Raw genomic sequence first — 15,917 nt, 5'->3', positions numbered from 1 at the left:
CCGACCCACCATCACGGCGCGCGGGAAGAAGGAGATGGTTCACGTGACAGGCGCACCCGTACTGGCGTTGCGCGGGGTCTCCAAGCGCTTCGGCGCTGTCCAGGCACTCACCGACGTGCACCTGGAGGTGCACGCAGGCGAGGTGGTGGCCCTGGTCGGCGACAACGGCGCCGGAAAGTCCACGCTGGTGAAGACCATCGCCGGCGTCCACCCGATCGACGAGGGAGCGATCGAGTGGGAGGGCCAGGCGGTCTCCATCGGCCGCCCGCACGACGCCCAGGCCCTCGGCGTCGCCACCGTCTACCAGGACCTCGCGCTGTGCGACAACCTCGACGTGGTCGGAAACCTCTTCCTCGGCCGTGAGCTGAAGCGCTTCGGCACGCTCGACGAGGTCGCGATGGAGAAGCGCGCCCGTGAACTCCTCGACACCCTCTCCATCCGCATCCCGAGCGTGCGCATCCCCATCGCCGCCCTCTCCGGCGGCCAGCGCCAGGTGGTCGCCATTGCCCGTGCACTCGTCGGCGACCCCAAGATCGTCATCCTGGACGAACCCACCGCCGCCCTCGGCGTCGAGCAGACCGCCCAGGTCCTCGACCTCGTCGAGCGCCTGCGCGACCGCGGCCTCGGCGTCATCCTGATCAGCCACAACATGGCCGACGTCAAGGCCGTCGCCGACACCGTCGCCGTCCTGCGCCTGGGCCGGAACAACGGCGTCTTCGAGGTGGCGACCACCTCGCACGAGGTGATCATCTCCGCCATCACCGGCGCCACCGAGAACGCCGTCACCCGTCGTCAGGCCCGAATCGCGGAAGAAGCGAAGTGACCACCGAACAGACCACCCCCGCCCCGGCCGCCCCCGCGGTCGACCCCCGCCTGCTCGTCCGCGAGGCCGGCCTCGCCGGCTACCTCGCCGAGTTCAAGCGGAAGATGAGGAACGGCGATCTCGGCTCCGTGCCCGTCGTCCTCGGCCTGATCCTCATCGGCGCCATCTTCCAGGGCATCACCGGCGACTTCCTCAACGCCGACAACCTCACCAACATCACCAAGTGGATCGTCGGCCCCGGCCTGATCGCCGTCGGCATCGTCTTCGTGCTCCTCCTCGGCGAGATCGACCTCTCGCTGGGGTCCGTCGCCGGCGTCTCCGCCTCGATCGCCGCCGTCCTGTCCGTGCGCTCCGGCTACAACGAATGGGTCGCCTGCCTCATCGCCATCGGTGCCGCCGTCGCCATCGGCGCCCTGCACGGCTTCTTCTTCGCCAAGATCGGCGTCCCGGCCTTCGTCGTCACGCTCGCCGGCCTGCTCGCCTGGAGCGGCCTGCAGCAGTACGTGCTGGGCGACAAGGGCACCGTCAACGTCGTCAACGACGGCGTGGTGGCCAACCTGGACACGTACTTCCTCGGCGACGGCGACATCGCCTACACCTGGGGCCTCGCCGTCCTCGGCGTCGCGCTCTTCGCCGCCGGGCAGATCCTCGACGCCCGCCGCCGCGCCACCGCCGGCCTCGCCGCGCGCCCGATGAGCGAGATCGCGCTGCGCACCGGAGTCCTCGCCGTCATCGCGCTGACCGCCGCCTACATGCTGAACCAGGACCGCGGCCTGCCGCTGCCCCTGCTCGTCTTCCTGTCCGTCGTCGTCATCACCGACTTCGTCCTGCGCCGCACGAGCTACGGCCGGCAGGTCTTCGCCGTGGGCGGTGGCGTGGAGGCCGCCCGCCGTGCGGGCATCAACGTCGCCTGGATCCGGATTTCCGTCTTCATGATCTCCGCCGGCATGGCGGCCCTCGGTGGCCTGTTCATCGCCTCCCAGCAGGGTTCCGCGGACAAGATCCTCGGCGGCGGCAACGTCCTGATGAACTCCATCGCCGCGGCCGTCATCGGCGGCACGAGCCTGTTCGGCGGGCGCGGCAAGACCTGGTCCGCGCTCCTCGGCATCCTGGTCATCCAGTCGATCATCACCGGACTCGACCTGGTCCACGTCAACCAGGCCATTCAGTACATGATCACCGGTGCCGTCCTGCTCGCCGCCGTCGTCCTGGACTCCGTCTCCCGCCGCACCCGCAAGACCGCCGCGCGCTGACCCGGCGTGACACGCGGCACGGGCCGGCCCGGTACCCACCCCTCGGGTACCGGGCCGGCCCGCCGTGTCGTACCGGCCGGGAGCAACCCTGCCCGCGCTGACTGCTCCGGTCCGGGCTTGACGGCTCACCGCCTCGTCGAGGGCGGACCCGGGCGGAGGCGGCGAGGTGTGAGGGTGGACGCAGACGGCGTCCACAAACGGAACCGTCCTTTGTCGTAGGCGAGTTGCCAGGTCTGTCCGACCCCTGTGACGGCCCGGTGGGCGTGGCTAGCATGAGGCAGCCCAGTCAGAGATCCCAATGACCAGAATCACCGGGAGGATCCACATGAGCGCAGTGATGACCGACATCCGCGACGCAGGCCTGCTGGACATCGACGAGGACACCCTCACCTTCGAGGACGAGCTCGACGCGGACCTCACGCCGGTCGCGTGTCTCGCCGACCCGTGGGTCACGTACGTTCCGACCCGCTTCCCGTGCGAGGTCGACTTCTGACCCGCTTCCCCTGCGAGATGAACGCCTGACCCGAGCGATCAGCCGGGCACGAAGCGGAACCGGGGAAGGGACGGAACCATGGACGCACCACCCGACCCCGGCTCCGCCGAGTCGCTGCGACGCAGAGTCGAAGAGCTGTTGCGAAGCGGCGAGGCGTCGCAGCGGAGGGGTGAGGCGCCGCCGAGAAGGGGCGAGGCGCTCGCCGCCGCCACTCCCGTCCCGCGCGGGCCACTGCGCGAGGACGGGCCGTGGTGGTACCTCCAGGACCCGCGGATGCCGGAGCTGGCCCACGGATGGAAGCTGCACGTGTCCACCCGCCCGGGCGAACTGGCGGACCTGCTGGACGTGGTGGTCCCGATCCTGCTGCGCCACACCTGCGACGCGAAGTTCGCCCGGAGCGCCGCGGTGCTGCAGGAACTCAACAGCGGCCGCCACGGCGCCGCCGCCGTCGGCAAAGCCGTGACGCTCTACCCCCGGCCGGACGAAGTCCACGCCCTGGCAACGGAGTTGGCGCGGGCCCTGACCGGATGGGCCGGCCCCGCGGTGGTGAGCGACCGCCGGATCCGGCCGGACGCCCCGCTGTACTACCGCTACGGACCGTTCCGCGTCACGGACGACGAAGCGGAACGCGGCATGACCGGCCCCGACGGCTCGCCGTTCCCGGGCCTGGCCGAAGCCCGTTACCGCCAACCACCCTGGGCGAGCGACCCGTTCACCCCGCCGGACGCCCCCGCCCGTCCGGCGACCACCCGGGTCGGCGACGGGCGCTACCGCATCACGGCGGGCATCACCCGCGCGCCGAGCGGCCACGTCTACCGCGCGGTCGAACTCGCCACCGGGCGCGAGGTGGTGGTCAAACAGGCCAGGGCCTTCGTCGCCGAGGACGGCGCCGGCACCGACGCACGCGGCCGGCTGCGGCACGAACGCCGAGTGCTCGCCGCACTGGCCGGGGTGCCCGGAGTGCCGCCGCTGGTCGACTACTTCCGGCACGGCACCGACGAATACCTGGTCAGCGGCGCGTGCGGGAGACGGGACCTGCGCCGTGACGTCCTCACCTCCGGCCCGTACAGCGCCCTTGCGGTCGCAGGCCCCGGGGACGGTGGGCGCGACGGGTGGACACTGGCGCGCGGGCTGCTGCGGATCCTCGACGCGGTGCACGCGCGCGGCGTGGTGGTGTGCGACCTCAAACCCGCCAACGTGGTGCTCGACCCCGACGGCCGTGCCGCACTGGTCGACTTCGGCGTGAGCGCCCTGGCCGGCGACCGCCCGCCGGGCGCCACCGCCGGCTACGGCCTGCCGGGCGGCACCGGCGACGACCCCACCGAAGACCACTACGCGCTGGGCACCACCCTGCACTACGCCCTCACCGGACTCGACCCGGTCGTCATCGACCCCGACCCGGCGACCAACCGCGACCGCACCCTCGCCTGCCTGCGCGCCGCCCTCCCCGAGGCCGACCCGGTGGTGGACCTGGTCGCGGGGCTGCTGAGTTTCGACCCGGCGCAGCGCGCCGCAGCGGCCTCGCGACTGCGCCGCGCGCGTGCGGACGCCGCTCCCGTACGGCGGCGGCCGACGCGGCCCGGGCGCGCGCTGCCGGACGAGGCCCTCGACCACACCGTCACCACGTGCGTACGGATGGCCCGCGAGCTGGTCGCCGCCGGCCCCGGCGCGGAGCGGCCCCGCACCCTGCTCTCCCTCTACGACGGCGCGGTCGGGCTCGGCCTCGAACTGCTGCAGCACGCGGACCGCCCGGACGCCCGCTCCGCCGCCGCCGACCTCGCCCGCTGGACCGCCGCCCACCCGGCCCTCGACCGCCTCGACGACTCCCTGTACCAAGGCCGTACGGGCGTCGAGCTGTTCCTCGCCGAAGCGGCGGCCGCACTCGGGACGGAACCGCTCCCCTCCGGTCTGCGCGCCGCGCCCGGCCTGGGCGTGGGGACGGACCAGATCGCCGGTGCGGCCGGGATCGGCACCGGGCACCTGCTGCTCGCGGCCGTCGGCTCGGCCGTCGGCGGATCGGCGGCCGTCGGCTCGGCGGGAGACCAGCAGCGCGCCGACCGGCACCGCGCGGCTGCCGCCCGCTGCGCCGCACGGCTGACGACCGGACCGCTCGACGAACCCGAGGACCCGCCCAACCCCGGCACCGCCGCCCTCGCGGAGGGCTTCGCGCACGGCCGGGCCGGCGTCGCCCACTTCCTGCTCGCGATGCCCGACGAGGCGTCGCAGCACACCGCCCGCCGGATCGTCGACGGCCTCGCCGCCGACCTCCCCCGGATCGCGGACGCCGCCCGCCGGCCCGGCGCGACCCGCCGCTACCTCTCCTGGTGCCGGGGACTGGCCGGACTCGGCACGCTGCTGGTCCAGGCCGGCCTCCGGTACGGCGACGAGGACCTGCTCGCCCTGGCCGCCGACGCCGCCGCCACCTGCCGAACCGTCGCTCCGAGGACCGCCCAGGTGTTCCGCTGCTGCGGCCTGGCCGGTGTCGGGGACCTCCTGATCGACCTGGCGGACGCCACCGCAGACGCCCGCCACTGGGCGGCGGCCGAGGACCTGGCGGGTCTCCTCCTCACCCGTGCCGGCGGCCCGCCGAACCGGCCGGTCTTCCCGGGCCGGCAACCGGACGCGGAGGCGCGCGCCTGGGCGGTCGGCACCCCCGGCGTCGCCACGTTCCTGCGCCGCCTGTCCCGGCGCGGCGGCCCGGTGCCGGGGCTGCTGCCGCTGCGCTGAGAAGGCTTTGGAGGGTCTTCGCGGGTGCGGACCGGCCGCACCCGCGCTTCGGTGTGCTCCCAACCCTGGCCGCACCCGTCCCTCTGGCCCGAACCCGTCCCGCCAGCCGTCCCTGTTCGCCCAGCCGTCCGGGAAGGACGCGATGACCACCCACCGCCTGCCCACGATGCTCTGGCACAGCCTGCACTCGCGCTGCCGCTGCCCGCCCGCGAGGCGGACGCCTTCCTCACCGCCGACCTCGCCCCGCTGATGGACGGCCTCGCGGACACCGACTGGTTCTTCATCCGCTACGGCGAGGGCGGCCCCCACCTGCGGATCCGCCTCCGCACCCCGGGCCCGCCGCCGGCGTCCCTCGCCGACGCGCTGCACACCCGCCGCTCCACCCGCGGCCCCCTGACCGGCCCGCTCGCCGCCACCACCCTCGGCAGCCTCCTGTGGTCCGCCCACGCCCCGGGTCCCGACACCGGCCACCGCCCGTACCCCAGCGCGGGCGCCCTGCACACCGTCCGCCTCCGCCTGATCGCCCTCGCCGTCTACCTCGACCTCGCCCTCCTGGGCCGCCGCTACGGCCTGCGCGCCCTGCGCCTCGGCCTCCTCGAAGCCGGCCACCTCACCCAGAACCTCCTCCTCACCGCCGCCGCCCACGGCCTCGGCACCACCCCCCTCGGCGGCTTCCAGGACGACCTCGCCCACGAACTCCTCGGCCTCGACGACCGGGAGGAGCCCATCCAGTACCTCCTCCCGCTGGGTCGGCCGGCGGTGGCGTGAAGCCGTGGCACCAACCGGTGGTGCTCGCGTCCGGCCGCCCACGTCCTGGAGGCAGGACCACGATCGGGAGGTGGAGATGGGCGGGCCCGCGCCCGCTGCGGCCCGGTCGGCGGGACGCCGTAGAGTGCCTGGCATGTCGGATGACGAAGTGCGGCGGATCAACGCCTTCCTGGCCGGGTTCGCGCGTCGGCGGGCCGAGCGTACGGTCGAACTCCCGGGCGGGTTCGCGGTGTTCGACGACCGCTTCGCGGGCTCGTGGTCGAACAACCAGGTCTTCGTCGACCGCACCGACACGGAGCCGGCCGCCCTGCCCGGCCTCGTCGACGAGGTGATGGGCGAGCGGCCGTTCCGTCTGGTGTCCGTACTGGACGGGGAGTTCGGGGAGGCGTGCGTCGAGCCGTTCCGGCGGGCCGGGTACCGGCATAGCACCTACCTGGTGATGCTGCACACCGGCCCGACCCCCGCCGTCGGCGAAGGGCGCCGCGTCGAGGAGGTCGACCTGGAGGCGATCCGGGAGCCGCTCTCGGCGAGTTGGCGGACGGCGCTCCCGGCGGCGGGCGAGGAGGTGGTCCGGTCGCTGGTCGACCGGCGGGTGACGTCCCGGCGCGGGGCCGAACGCGTCCAGCTCCTCGGCGCACGGGCGGACAACGGCGAGGTGGCCGCCTGGACCGACCTCTACCTCGAACCCGTCCTCGGGATCGCCCAGGTCGAGGACCTGCTCACCGCCGAGGCACACCGCCGGCGCGGCCACGCCGATGCCGTCCTGGCCGCCGCCCTGCGCCGTGCGACGGACGCCGGCTGCGGCACGCGCTTCCTGATCGCGGAGTCCGACGACTGGCCGCGAAACTGGTACGCGCGCCGTGGCTTCGAGGTCATCGGGCACACCCACGGCTTCGAGCGCACCTGACCCGGACGAACCGGCGCGATTCCCTCACTACGCGCCTTCGGCGGCTCTGCGGACCGCTGAGGAACGTCCGGCGTCGAGCCGCACCACCGTTGGCGAAGGCGCGAAGAGCCGGGCGGCGTGGTCAGGACGGGTCAGTCCGCGAGGCCCAGGGGGTCGGGGGCGCTCTCCAGCAACTCGGGGCCGTTGTTGCGGACGCTGTTGACGGTGGGGGAGACGGCGCGGACGCGCAGGTCGCCGTCGGCGGGGCGGCGCAGGAGGTGGTGGAGTTCGGCGGGGTCGGTGTGGGCGGGGGAGAGCCAGCCGGGGAGGTCGTCGGGGGTGATGGTGAGGGGCATCCGGTCGTGGATGCGGCCGGCGCTGTCGGTGGCGTCGGTGGTGATGACGGTGGCGGTGGCGAGCCAGGCGAGCGGGTCGTCGTCGGGGCGGGTGCGGTCGCGCCAGAACTCGTAGAGGCCGGCCATCAGCATCAGGCCGCCGGTGCTCAGGAAGTACGGCTGCTTGTACTTCTTGCGGTCGGCGGTGGCGGGGATCTCGCGCCACTCGAAGTAGCCGTCGGCGGGGATGACGCAGCGCCGGGCGGTGAAGGCCTTGCGGAAGGCGGGCTTGGTGTCGACCGTCTCCGAACGGGCGTTGATCATGCGGGCGGCGCCGGACGGGTCCTTGGACCAGGACGGGACCAGTCCCCAGCGCAGCGGGCGCAGTTGGCGCAGCAGCTCGCCGGTGTCCCGGTCGACGCGCTCCAGGACGGCGGGGACCGGGTCGGTGGGGGCGACGTTCCAGCTCGGCGCGAAGCTCTCGGCCGGGTCCCAGCGGAGTTCTCCGAGGAGCGAGACGAGGTCCTGGGGCGTGGTGGTGGAGACGAAGCGGCCGCACATGCCCCCCAGCCTGCCACCCCCGACGGACAACCGGGCCGCGACGGGGCCATCACCGGACCGCATCCGGGCCACATCCGGATCACATCCGGATCACATCCGGGCCATGACCGGGCCGAAGGGGCAGGGGTCGGCGCGGCTCGTGGCCGCCGTGTGGGCGTGGTGGCAGCCGCAGCTGGGGCGAGGCGCGCAGCCGGTGGTGGACGAGCCGTGGCGGGGGCCTCAGCGGGGGAGCTGCCCGTGCTCCGTCCACGGGCGCAGTTTCTCCGGGTTGCGGACCGCCCAGATGCGGGTGATGCGGCCGACGTCCACTCCGAAGGCCGCCACGGTCGCGGTGACACCGGCGTGCTGGGCGACCAGGCCGGGTCGGCCGTTGACCGTCCGCTCCAGGAGGGTGAGCCCGGGGGCCTTGTCGGCGATGTGGATCAGGTACTGGGCGATCCGCTCGGCGCCCAGGACGGGGCGCAGGACGGCGCCGACCAGGCCGCCGCCGTCGGCGGCCATCGTGGCGTCGGGGGCGAGCAGGCCGACCAGGGCCTCGATGTCCCCGGCCTCCCAGGCCTCCTTGAAGTGCCGCACCAGACCGGCCTGCCCGGCCCTGGGGACGGTCGGCGGCTGCGCGCCGCGCACCCTGCGGCGGGCCGAGGAGGCCAGCTGCCGACAGGCCGCGGGGGTGCGGCCGACGATCTCGGCGACCTCGGGGAAGGGGTACCGGAAGACGTCGTGCAGGATGAACGCCACGCGTTCGGCCGGGGTCATCGCCTCCAGGACGACGAGGAAGGCCATGTTCACCGACTCGTCCAGGGTGACCCAGTCGGCCGGGTCGGCCGCCCTCTCCCGGCCGCCGCCCGGCCCGCCGATCCACTCGGTACGGTCGGGCAGCGGCTCGGGTATCCACTCGCCGACGTAGCGCTCGCGCCGGACCCGCGCCGATCCGAGCAGGTCCAGGCAGACGCGGGTGGCCACCGTCGTCAGCCAGGCGCCGGGCGCGGCGACGGCCTCCTGCCGCTCCCGCGGCATCGCGTACCAGCGGGCGTACGTCTCCTGGACGGCGTCCTCGGCCTCGGCCAGTGAACCGAGCAGCCGGTAGGCGAGGTTGATCAGCTGCCGCCGCTCGCCGACGATCACGCTCAGGTCCGGTTCGAAGGGACTGTCGTGCGGTCGGTCTTGCGGTCCGTCGTGCGACCGGTCGGGTCCGGGCTCGGAGGGGGTGCTCATGGTCGGGGCCGCTCCCTGGTCCGCTCGTCGTTTCAGCCCGTCGCGGCGCTCGCCGTGTCGACGAGGAAGCGCACCGGGCTGTGAGGCCGGACCGGACCTCACACTCGGCGGCCCTGCGTCGTCGGTTGACCGAGACACTATCGATCACCGCCGCGAGGCAGAAGAGGGGACCGCGTCATGGTCACACCGACGACGGCAGCAGAACCGCGCAGCGTCACGTTCCTGCGGGCCGCGATCGCCCTGCAGACCGCGGCCGTCCTCTTCCAGGCGGTCACGGCCGGCCTGCTGCTGTCCACCTCCTACGGTGAGGTGCTGCACGGCGTCGGGGCGCGGGTGATGTACGGGGCGTCGATGCTGTACGTGCTGGCCGCGATCCTGGCGTGGCGGCCGGGTGGCGGATCGCCCCGGCCGATCCTGTACGCGTCCGGTTTCCTGGTGCTGGCCTCGGCGCAGGTGGTCCTGGGCATCGCGCACGTTCCGTCGGTCCACGTCCCGCTGGGGGTGCTGATCTTCGGCCTGAGCGTGGCGGTGCTGGTGCGGGTGCCGGCCGCCCGCGTCGCGCAGGCGGCCGGCACCCGGTCGGGGTGGCTCAGGAGCTGAGGGTGCCATCCCATCGGCGGGGTCAGGGCGTTGCCGTTGCCGAGCGGGTCGGCGGGGGGGTGCATGCGCGCACTCCTGCGGGTGTGGGGGATGCGACAGCCCGTCAGGAAGCTTGGGGGAGCCGCGGCCGGCCGGGGGGGGCCGGCCGGCCGCGGGTGGTGCGGTGTGGGGGTCAGCGGTGTGGCGGGGGTCAGTCGGTGACCGCCGCGGTCGCGGAGCGGCCGGGGGCGAGGGTGACGGTGGCGTAGGTGTACGTGACGCCGTCGACGACCCTGGTGTGCGCCTCCCGCGCCTGGCCGTCGACGGTGACGCGCGCGTGCGGCCCTCGGAAGCGGGCCTCCCAAGTGAGCGGCTTCGTACCGGTGTTGGTGACGGTGCTGGCCCGTTCGCCGTCGTGGCGGACGGTCACCGTGCCGTCGCCGACCGGAATGGACGCGACCTGCAGCCAGCCCATCGAGGCGGGTAGCCGGGAGGCGGTGGCGAGCGTGCCGGTGGCCGCGTCCGGCTCGACGCCGAGCAGGCCCTGGACGGTCTGGGCGAGCAGGGTGAACGGAACCTCGGGGTAGTCGCCGTTGAGCATCTGCCCGCTGGCGTGCTGGGCGCCGACGCTCTCGTAGACGTACCGCATCCACTTCCAGGCGGTGGTGCCGTCCTGGTTGGCGAAGAAGGCGTCCGGCAGGTAGGTGTAGGCCTCCAGGTTGACCGAGCGTTCCGGGCCGGAGTCGGCGGCGTCGACGGCGGCGAGGAGGGCGTCCCGGCGGGGCCCGGGGTCGATGAGCCGCTTGACCGGCATCAGCACACTCGCCTCGTAACCCCAGCCGGTGACCGGCCGACCGGCGGTGTCGTAGCCGTGCACGACCTCGCCGGGGTGCTGACTGTCCACGCTCCAGGTGGAGTTGACGTACGAGCGGAGCGCCTCGGCGGCCTGCCGGTAGCCGGCGGCGGAGGTGGCGTCGCCCCGGGCGTCGGCCAGCGTGGCGGCGGCGAGGTAGGCCTGGTACTGGGCGCCCAGCGCGTCACCGGCCTCGGCGTAGGTCCCGGCGGCGTTCTCGGCGTAGCTGGCGGTGCCGGCGAAGATGCTGCGGCTGGTGGCCTGTGGGATCGGCAGGCCGCCGTTGTCGACCGGGCCGGGGTGGCCGGCGATGAACGGGCCGAGGGTGTTGCGGACGTAGGTGCCGAGGGCCGGGTCGTCGGCGTAGTCGCGGTCGCCGGTCCAGCGGTAGGCCTCACCGGCCTTCTGGACGAGCTCGAAGGGCGCGGGCAGCTCGCGGACGAAGCGGTTCGGGCCGCGGTAGTCGATGGCGCCGTACGTCCGGGCGTCGAAGTTGAGCGCCCAGACCGGGTAGAGCCCGTTGACCTCGGTGGCGGAGGCGGCGAAGCCGCGCAGCATGGTCTTGTTCTCGGCGTCCAGGCCCAGCAGGTGCGCGCCGACCAGCTGGTGGGCGAAGTCCCGGCTGTAGAAGGCGGATCGGAACGGGTAGCCGGCCCAGTACGTGGTGTCGTAGGCGGTGCTGCCGGTGCCGCCGGGGTGGTTCTCGTCCATGTCGAGGACGCCGGTGGTGCCGGCCTGCTGCACCCAGCTGTTGGCCTTGGTCTTGGCCCAGTCGAACAGGGCGGCGACCTCGGGGTCGGAAGAGGTGGCGACCGGGTCGTTGGGGGCGGACGGGGCCACGGCCGCGTCGTCCACGTTGACCCAGCCGGTGGGCGAGGAGCCGACGGTGAGGACGAGCCGGTCGCCGGCGGCGACCCGGATCCGGGGGAGGGTGTACTTCGCGTAGGTGGACTGCTCGGGGAGGGTGAGCGAGCGCACGACGGCGCCGTTGACGCTGACCGAGAGGGTGCCCCCGGGGCCGCCGGTCGCGATCCAGGCGGAGAGGTCGTAGCTGCCCGCGCCGGCGGCGGTCGCCTGGTGGGTGATCGCGTAGCCGGGCCCGGCGTCGAGGTAGGCGAGGCGGGCGCCGCCGTGCGGGTTGTTGGTGGCGATGCCGGTGTGCCCGGTGAGGGTCCAGCCGTCGGCGCCCTGCTCGAAGCCGGGGTTGGCGAGGACGAGGGGTTCGGTGCGGGTGAGCGTCCAGCGGTGGGCCGGACGGGCGTCGCAGCCGCCGTGCGCCGGGGTGGGAGCGACCGTGGGAGTAGCGGTCGAAGTCGGCGTCGGCGTGGGCTCGGTGCTCAGGCAGGCGCCGGTGCCGCGTACGGCGAGGGTGTACGTGCCCCGGGGGCCACGGGAGACGGTGAAGCGCTCGGCGTCGGGGGCGGTGCCGCAGTCGGCGGTGGCGGGCGGGCGACCCGGGCCGTCGAGGGTGAGGCAGCGGCCGCTCGCGGCGTTGACGAGCAGGTAGTCGTCGCCGGTGCGGCGCAGCTGCCAGCGCTGGCTGAGCAGTCGTTGGCAGTCCGCGCCGACGACGGGGGTGCCGGGGGCCGATTGCGCGTACTGCGGGCCGAGGCAGCTGCCGTCCAGGGCGGAGCCGAGGACGTAGCTGCCGCCGTCCACGAGCGGTGCCCGGTTGTTGGCGAACGCCGGGTCGTCGGCGAACGCCGGGACGCTGCCGAGGGCCTGGGCGGCGAGGACGGCCAGGAGCAGGAGACCGGACGGTAAGGCGCGGGTGCGGGGCGGCATGGCGGATCCTCTTCCGGTCGGGGGCGGGGTGCTGGGTGGTCGGGAAACTGTTTGAACGTTCAAATCGCTGGATGGTGCATCGCGTGTGATGGGTGACATTTCACATGTTCAGACAAGCCGCGTCAACGGGCCGTGCGGCACCGGCTGTCCGAAAAGAAGCGGCGAGGGCCCCTGCCCGACGGGGGTGGGCAGGGGCCCCCGCGAGGCCGCGCGGTCCGGGCTCTGCGCCCGAGCGCGGCGAGCGTGTCCTCCGGCGAGAGGCACGGACAATGCTCCGTGCAGAGACCGCGGTTGTTCGGTCGGGTCAAGTACTGGGAAAGCCATGATCGTTCCTGATCGCTAATCTGGCGCGGTGACGATCGAGCTGCGCATTCTGTCGACGGTCTCCTGCCGGGGAGAGGAGGTCACCGCGCCCGGGCTGCGGGGGCTGTTGGCGCTGTTGGCGGGGGAGGTGCGTGGTGGGTGCGGCAGCGGGCGGCTGGTGGACGGGCTGTGGCCGCAGGAGGGGCCCGAGCGGCCGGGGAAGGCGCTGCAGGTGCTGGTGTCGCGGGCGCGGGCGAGGTTCGGGGCGGAGCTGATCGTCAGCACCCCGACCGGGTACCGGCTGGGGCTCGGGGAGGAGCGGGTGGACGCCTCGGCGGTGCTGTTGCACGCCGCCGCCTGCGCGGAGAAGGCGCGGGCCGGGGACCATGCCGGGGCACTCGCCGAGGCCGAGGCCGGGCTGGAGCTCTGGGGCCCGGGGGACATCGCGGACGAACCCGCAGGGGCGGACCCGGTCGCCGTGCTGCGTGCCGAACGGGCGCGCACCTACCGGGCGTTGCGGCGGGCGCGGGCGCTCGCACTGGCGCGGACCGGACGGCACGCGGAGGCGGTGGAGGCCCTCGCCGTGGAGGCGACCGGCCGGGCTCGGGACGAGGAGGTGCTGCTGGAGCTGCTGCGCTGCGAGGCCCGGACCGCCGGGGCGGCGTCCGCGCTCGGCCGGTACGACCGCTACCGCCGTGGGCTGCGGGACACGCTCGGCACCGACCCGGGGCCCGAACTTCGGGCGCTGCACCAGGAGTTGCTGCGCGGTGAGGCGGCCCCGGTGCGGCGCGGGGTGCCGCACGAGCCGAACGCGCTGGTGGGCCGGGAGGCCGACCTCGCCGCCGTGGCCGAGCTGCTGCGGACCGCCCGGGTGGTGTCGGTGGTGGGCCCCGGCGGGCTGGGGAAGACCCGGCTGGCGGCGGCCATGGCGCGGGAGGCGGCGCAGCGGGTGGTGCACCTGGTGCCGCTGGCAGGGGTGGTGGCGGACGAGGACGTGGCCGGGGAGGTGGCGGCGGCGCTCGGCGTGGGCGATCCGGCCGGGATCTCCGGCGCGCTGGGCCCCGGGCCGGCGCTGCTGGTGCTGGACAACTGTGAGCAGGTGGTGCGCGGTGCCGCCGAGTTGGCGCACGCCCTGGTGGCCGCCCGCCGGGACGTCCGGGTGCTGACCACCAGCCGTGCGCCACTCGGTATCTCCGCCGAATCGGTTTACCTGCTCCCGGAGTTGGGCCGGGACGCCGCCGTCGAACTGTTCACCCAGCGGGCCCGCGCCGCGCGCCCCGACGTGGAACTGCCCGCCGGGCCGGTCGCCGAACTGTGCGCCCGGTTGGACGGGCTGCCGCTGGCGGTGGAGCTGGCGGCGGCCCGGGTGCGGGTGTTGTCGGTGGCCGAGATCGCCGGACGGCTGGCGGACCGCTTCGCCCTGCTGCGCGGCGGTCCCCGGGACGCGCCGCAGCGCCACCGTACCCTGCAGGCGGTGGTCGACTGGAGCTGGAACCTGCTGGAGGCGCCGGGCCGGGCGGCGCTGCGCGCGCTCTCCGTCTTCCCCGGCGGCTTCACCGCCCGGACCGCCGAGCACCTGCTGGACGACCCCGACGCGCTGACCGTGCTGGAGGACCTGGTCGACCAGTCGTGGCTGCGACTGGTCGACACTCCGACCGGCGGGCGCTTCCGGATGCTGGAGACGGTACGGGAGTTCGGCGCCGCCCAGCGCGCGGACGAGGGGGAGGAGGAGTCCGTCACCAGCCGATTCCTCGACTGGGCACGGGAGTTCGGCCTCGCTCACCACGACGGACCGTTCGGTCCTGCGGCAGTGGCGCAGTGGCGGCTGATCCGGGCGGAGCAGGACAATCTGGTCCGCGCGCTGCGACTGGCCCTCGCCGCCGAGAACGCCGAGAACGGCGGGGGCGCGGGAGACGCCGGGGGCACCGGGGATGTCGGGGATACCGGGGTTGGTCCGGCGATCGCCGCGATCGCCGCCGTCCTCGCCGCGCTGTGGACCACCGAGGGCAACTACGTCCGACTGCTGGCCTTGGCCGAGGACACCGGCGGCCCGGTCTCCCGGCACTGGACCGAGCTCGAACGGGCCGACACCGCCCAGGAATTGGCGGATGCAGTGCGCACCCTCACTGCCCTGAGCACCGTCAACACCCTGCTCACCGCAGGCGGCGGCCTCGGCGCCGGCACCGGCGCGCTGCGCCTGCTGGCCACCCTGCGGCGGCTGCCCTCAGCCGTGCCCGACACCCCCGTGCGGGCGATCGCCGCCGTGATGGCGGCCGTGCCCGAGGTGCTGGGCCCGGACGGCACCCGGCTGGCGGAGCTGTGCGCCGCGTCCGAGCCACTGCTCGCGGGCGTGGCCGAGGCGGTGGCCGGCTACCGGTGGGAGGGCGCACGGCAGGTGGAGCGGGCGATCGCCTCGGCGCGGCGGACGCTGGCGGCCTTCGAGTCGCTGCGGGTGCCCTGGCTGCGGGTGCTGGCGCCGGCCCGCCTGGGCGAGCTGTACCTGCAGGATGAGCGGGGTTCGGAGGCGCTGCCGCTGCTGCGCGCGGCGATCGCGGCGTTGGACGAACTCGGCGACTGGAAGGACATGTTGGGCCTGCGCTGGGGCATGGTGATCGGTAGCCTGCAGGCCGGGGACTCGGACGGCGCCGAGCACTGGCTGGAGCTGGCGGTACGGCACCGGCCGGAGGAGGCGGTCGACCTGGTGGCTCCCGAGCTTGGGGTCCGGGCGGAACTGGCGCTCGCCCGGGGCGAGTCGGCGGCAGGACTGGCGCTGTGGCGGCGGGCCGCCGGGCTGTCGGCCCGTGGGGCGGAGCCGCCCGCGGGCCCCCTTACGGACCCGTCCTGGGCGCTGGAACTGGCGGCGGTCTGCGTGGCCGCGCACGCCCGGCACGGCGAGCTGGAGCGGGTCGCGCCGCTGGCCGCCGCCCTCCCGGAGCGGCTGGCCGCACTGCTGGCCGGCGACGGCGAGGACGGCCAGGCGGTGTTGGTGGCGGGCCCGCTCGCCGGGGCACAGCTGCTCGCGCTCGGCCTGGCCGCGCTGGACCGGGGTGCCCGCGAGTCCGACGCCGATCGGACCGGGGCCGGGGTGCGGATGGTCGCGCTGGCCGAGCGCTTCCGCTGCCTGCGCAGCTTCCAGCCGACCATGGGATCGGCCCCGGCCCGGCGCGACGCCGAGCGGGCCGACGCGGGGGAGTACCACCGGGCGGTCACCGGGTACGCGGCGCTGGACCGGGCCACCCTGGCAGCGGAGGCGCTGGCGCTGGTGCGACCCTGACTCCCTGACTCCCTGACTCCCTGACTCGCTGACTCCCTGATGCCCTGACGCCCTGGCGGCGG

At 74.6% G+C, this 15,917-nt stretch carries 11 protein-coding genes; 8 read left to right on the top strand and 3 right to left on the bottom strand.

Annotated features, from left to right (window positions below):
- Window positions 1-34: 34 nt before the first annotated feature.
- The 6 genes from ACZ51D_RS00425 to ACZ51D_RS00400 all read left to right on the top strand — a co-directional run bounded on the left by ACZ51D_RS00425 (window position 35) and on the right by ACZ51D_RS00400 (window position 6,971).
- Window positions 35-823, top strand: coding sequence for an ATP-binding cassette domain-containing protein (locus ACZ51D_RS00425; RefSeq protein ID WP_360501970.1), 789 nt, complete (start codon window positions 35-37; stop codon window positions 821-823).
- Window positions 820-2,076: a sugar ABC transporter permease gene (locus ACZ51D_RS00420; RefSeq protein WP_465614907.1), complete on the top strand. Its 1,257-nt coding sequence runs from the start codon at window positions 820-822 to the stop codon at window positions 2,074-2,076. Before ACZ51D_RS00425 ends, ACZ51D_RS00420 begins: the two co-directional genes overlap by 4 nt.
- A gap of 325 nt (window positions 2,077-2,401) precedes the next feature.
- Window positions 2,402-2,569: an SflA family class IV lanthipeptide gene (locus ACZ51D_RS00415; RefSeq protein WP_465614908.1), complete on the top strand. Its 168-nt coding sequence runs from the start codon at window positions 2,402-2,404 to the stop codon at window positions 2,567-2,569.
- 78 nt (window positions 2,570-2,647) lie between these two features.
- Complete coding sequence (gene lanL / locus ACZ51D_RS00410) at window positions 2,648-5,296, top strand: class IV lanthionine synthetase LanL (protein WP_465660611.1); 2,649 nt, start codon at window positions 2,648-2,650, stop codon at window positions 5,294-5,296.
- A gap of 51 nt (window positions 5,297-5,347) precedes the next feature.
- Complete coding sequence (locus ACZ51D_RS00405; protein WP_465660609.1) at window positions 5,348-6,064, top strand: nitroreductase family protein; 717 nt, start codon at window positions 5,348-5,350, stop codon at window positions 6,062-6,064.
- A 133-nt stretch (window positions 6,065-6,197) separates the two neighbouring features.
- Window positions 6,198-6,971 carry a GNAT family N-acetyltransferase gene (locus ACZ51D_RS00400; RefSeq protein ID WP_465614911.1) on the top strand — a complete coding sequence of 258 codons (774 nt, stop codon included), beginning with the start codon at window positions 6,198-6,200 and terminating at the stop codon, window positions 6,969-6,971.
- Window positions 6,972-7,102: 131 nt separating this feature from the next.
- Here the strand turns inward: ACZ51D_RS00400 and ACZ51D_RS00395 are convergent, their stop codons facing one another.
- Both ACZ51D_RS00395 and sigJ read right to left on the bottom strand, forming a co-directional pair.
- The gene (locus ACZ51D_RS00395; RefSeq protein WP_465614912.1) at window positions 7,103-7,846 is read right to left on the bottom strand and encodes an SOS response-associated peptidase; all 744 of its coding nucleotides are present in this window, start codon (window positions 7,844-7,846) and stop codon (window positions 7,103-7,105) included.
- A 219-nt stretch (window positions 7,847-8,065) separates the two neighbouring features.
- A complete protein-coding gene (gene sigJ / locus ACZ51D_RS00390) occupies window positions 8,066-9,061 on the bottom strand; it encodes an RNA polymerase sigma factor SigJ (protein ID WP_465614913.1) in 996 nt (331 codons plus the stop codon).
- 177 nt (window positions 9,062-9,238) lie between these two features.
- Between sigJ and ACZ51D_RS00385 the strand changes: the two genes are divergently transcribed.
- Window positions 9,239-9,661, top strand: coding sequence for a hypothetical protein (locus ACZ51D_RS00385; RefSeq protein WP_465614914.1), 423 nt, complete (start codon window positions 9,239-9,241; stop codon window positions 9,659-9,661).
- Between the two features lie 190 nt (window positions 9,662-9,851).
- Here the strand turns inward: ACZ51D_RS00385 and ACZ51D_RS00380 are convergent, their stop codons facing one another.
- Window positions 9,852-12,278 (bottom strand): RICIN domain-containing protein, encoded by a 2,427-nt coding sequence (locus ACZ51D_RS00380; RefSeq protein ID WP_465660607.1) that lies wholly within the window; start codon window positions 12,276-12,278, stop codon window positions 9,852-9,854.
- Between the two features lie 352 nt (window positions 12,279-12,630).
- Between ACZ51D_RS00380 and ACZ51D_RS00375 the strand changes: the two genes are divergently transcribed.
- On the top strand, window positions 12,631-15,855 hold the full coding sequence (locus ACZ51D_RS00375; protein WP_465614916.1) for an ATP-binding protein: 3,225 nt from the start codon (window positions 12,631-12,633) through the stop codon (window positions 15,853-15,855).
- Window positions 15,856-15,917: the final 62 nt, after the last annotated feature.

The organism is Kitasatospora sp. NPDC033851 (genome assembly GCF_055576085.1).
This window is presented reverse-complemented; position numbering and strand designations above follow the sequence as displayed.

Coding starts and splice junctions, on each gene's coding strand:
- ACZ51D_RS00425 (WP_360501970.1), top strand. CDS start 35: ATGGTTCACGTGACAGGCGCACCCGTACTGGCGTTGCGCGGGGTCTCC.
- ACZ51D_RS00415 (WP_465614908.1), top strand. CDS start 2,402: ATGAGCGCAGTGATGACCGACATCCGCGACGCAGGCCTGCTGGACATC.
- lanL (WP_465660611.1), top strand. CDS start 2,648: ATGGACGCACCACCCGACCCCGGCTCCGCCGAGTCGCTGCGACGCAGA.
- ACZ51D_RS00400 (WP_465614911.1), top strand. CDS start 6,198: ATGTCGGATGACGAAGTGCGGCGGATCAACGCCTTCCTGGCCGGGTTC.
- ACZ51D_RS00395 (WP_465614912.1), bottom strand. CDS start 7,846: ATGTGCGGCCGCTTCGTCTCCACCACCACGCCCCAGGACCTCGTCTCG.
- sigJ (WP_465614913.1), bottom strand. CDS start 9,061: ATGAGCACCCCCTCCGAGCCCGGACCCGACCGGTCGCACGACGGACCG.
- ACZ51D_RS00385 (WP_465614914.1), top strand. CDS start 9,239: ATGGTCACACCGACGACGGCAGCAGAACCGCGCAGCGTCACGTTCCTG.
- ACZ51D_RS00380 (WP_465660607.1), bottom strand. CDS start 12,278: ATGCCGCCCCGCACCCGCGCCTTACCGTCCGGTCTCCTGCTCCTGGCC.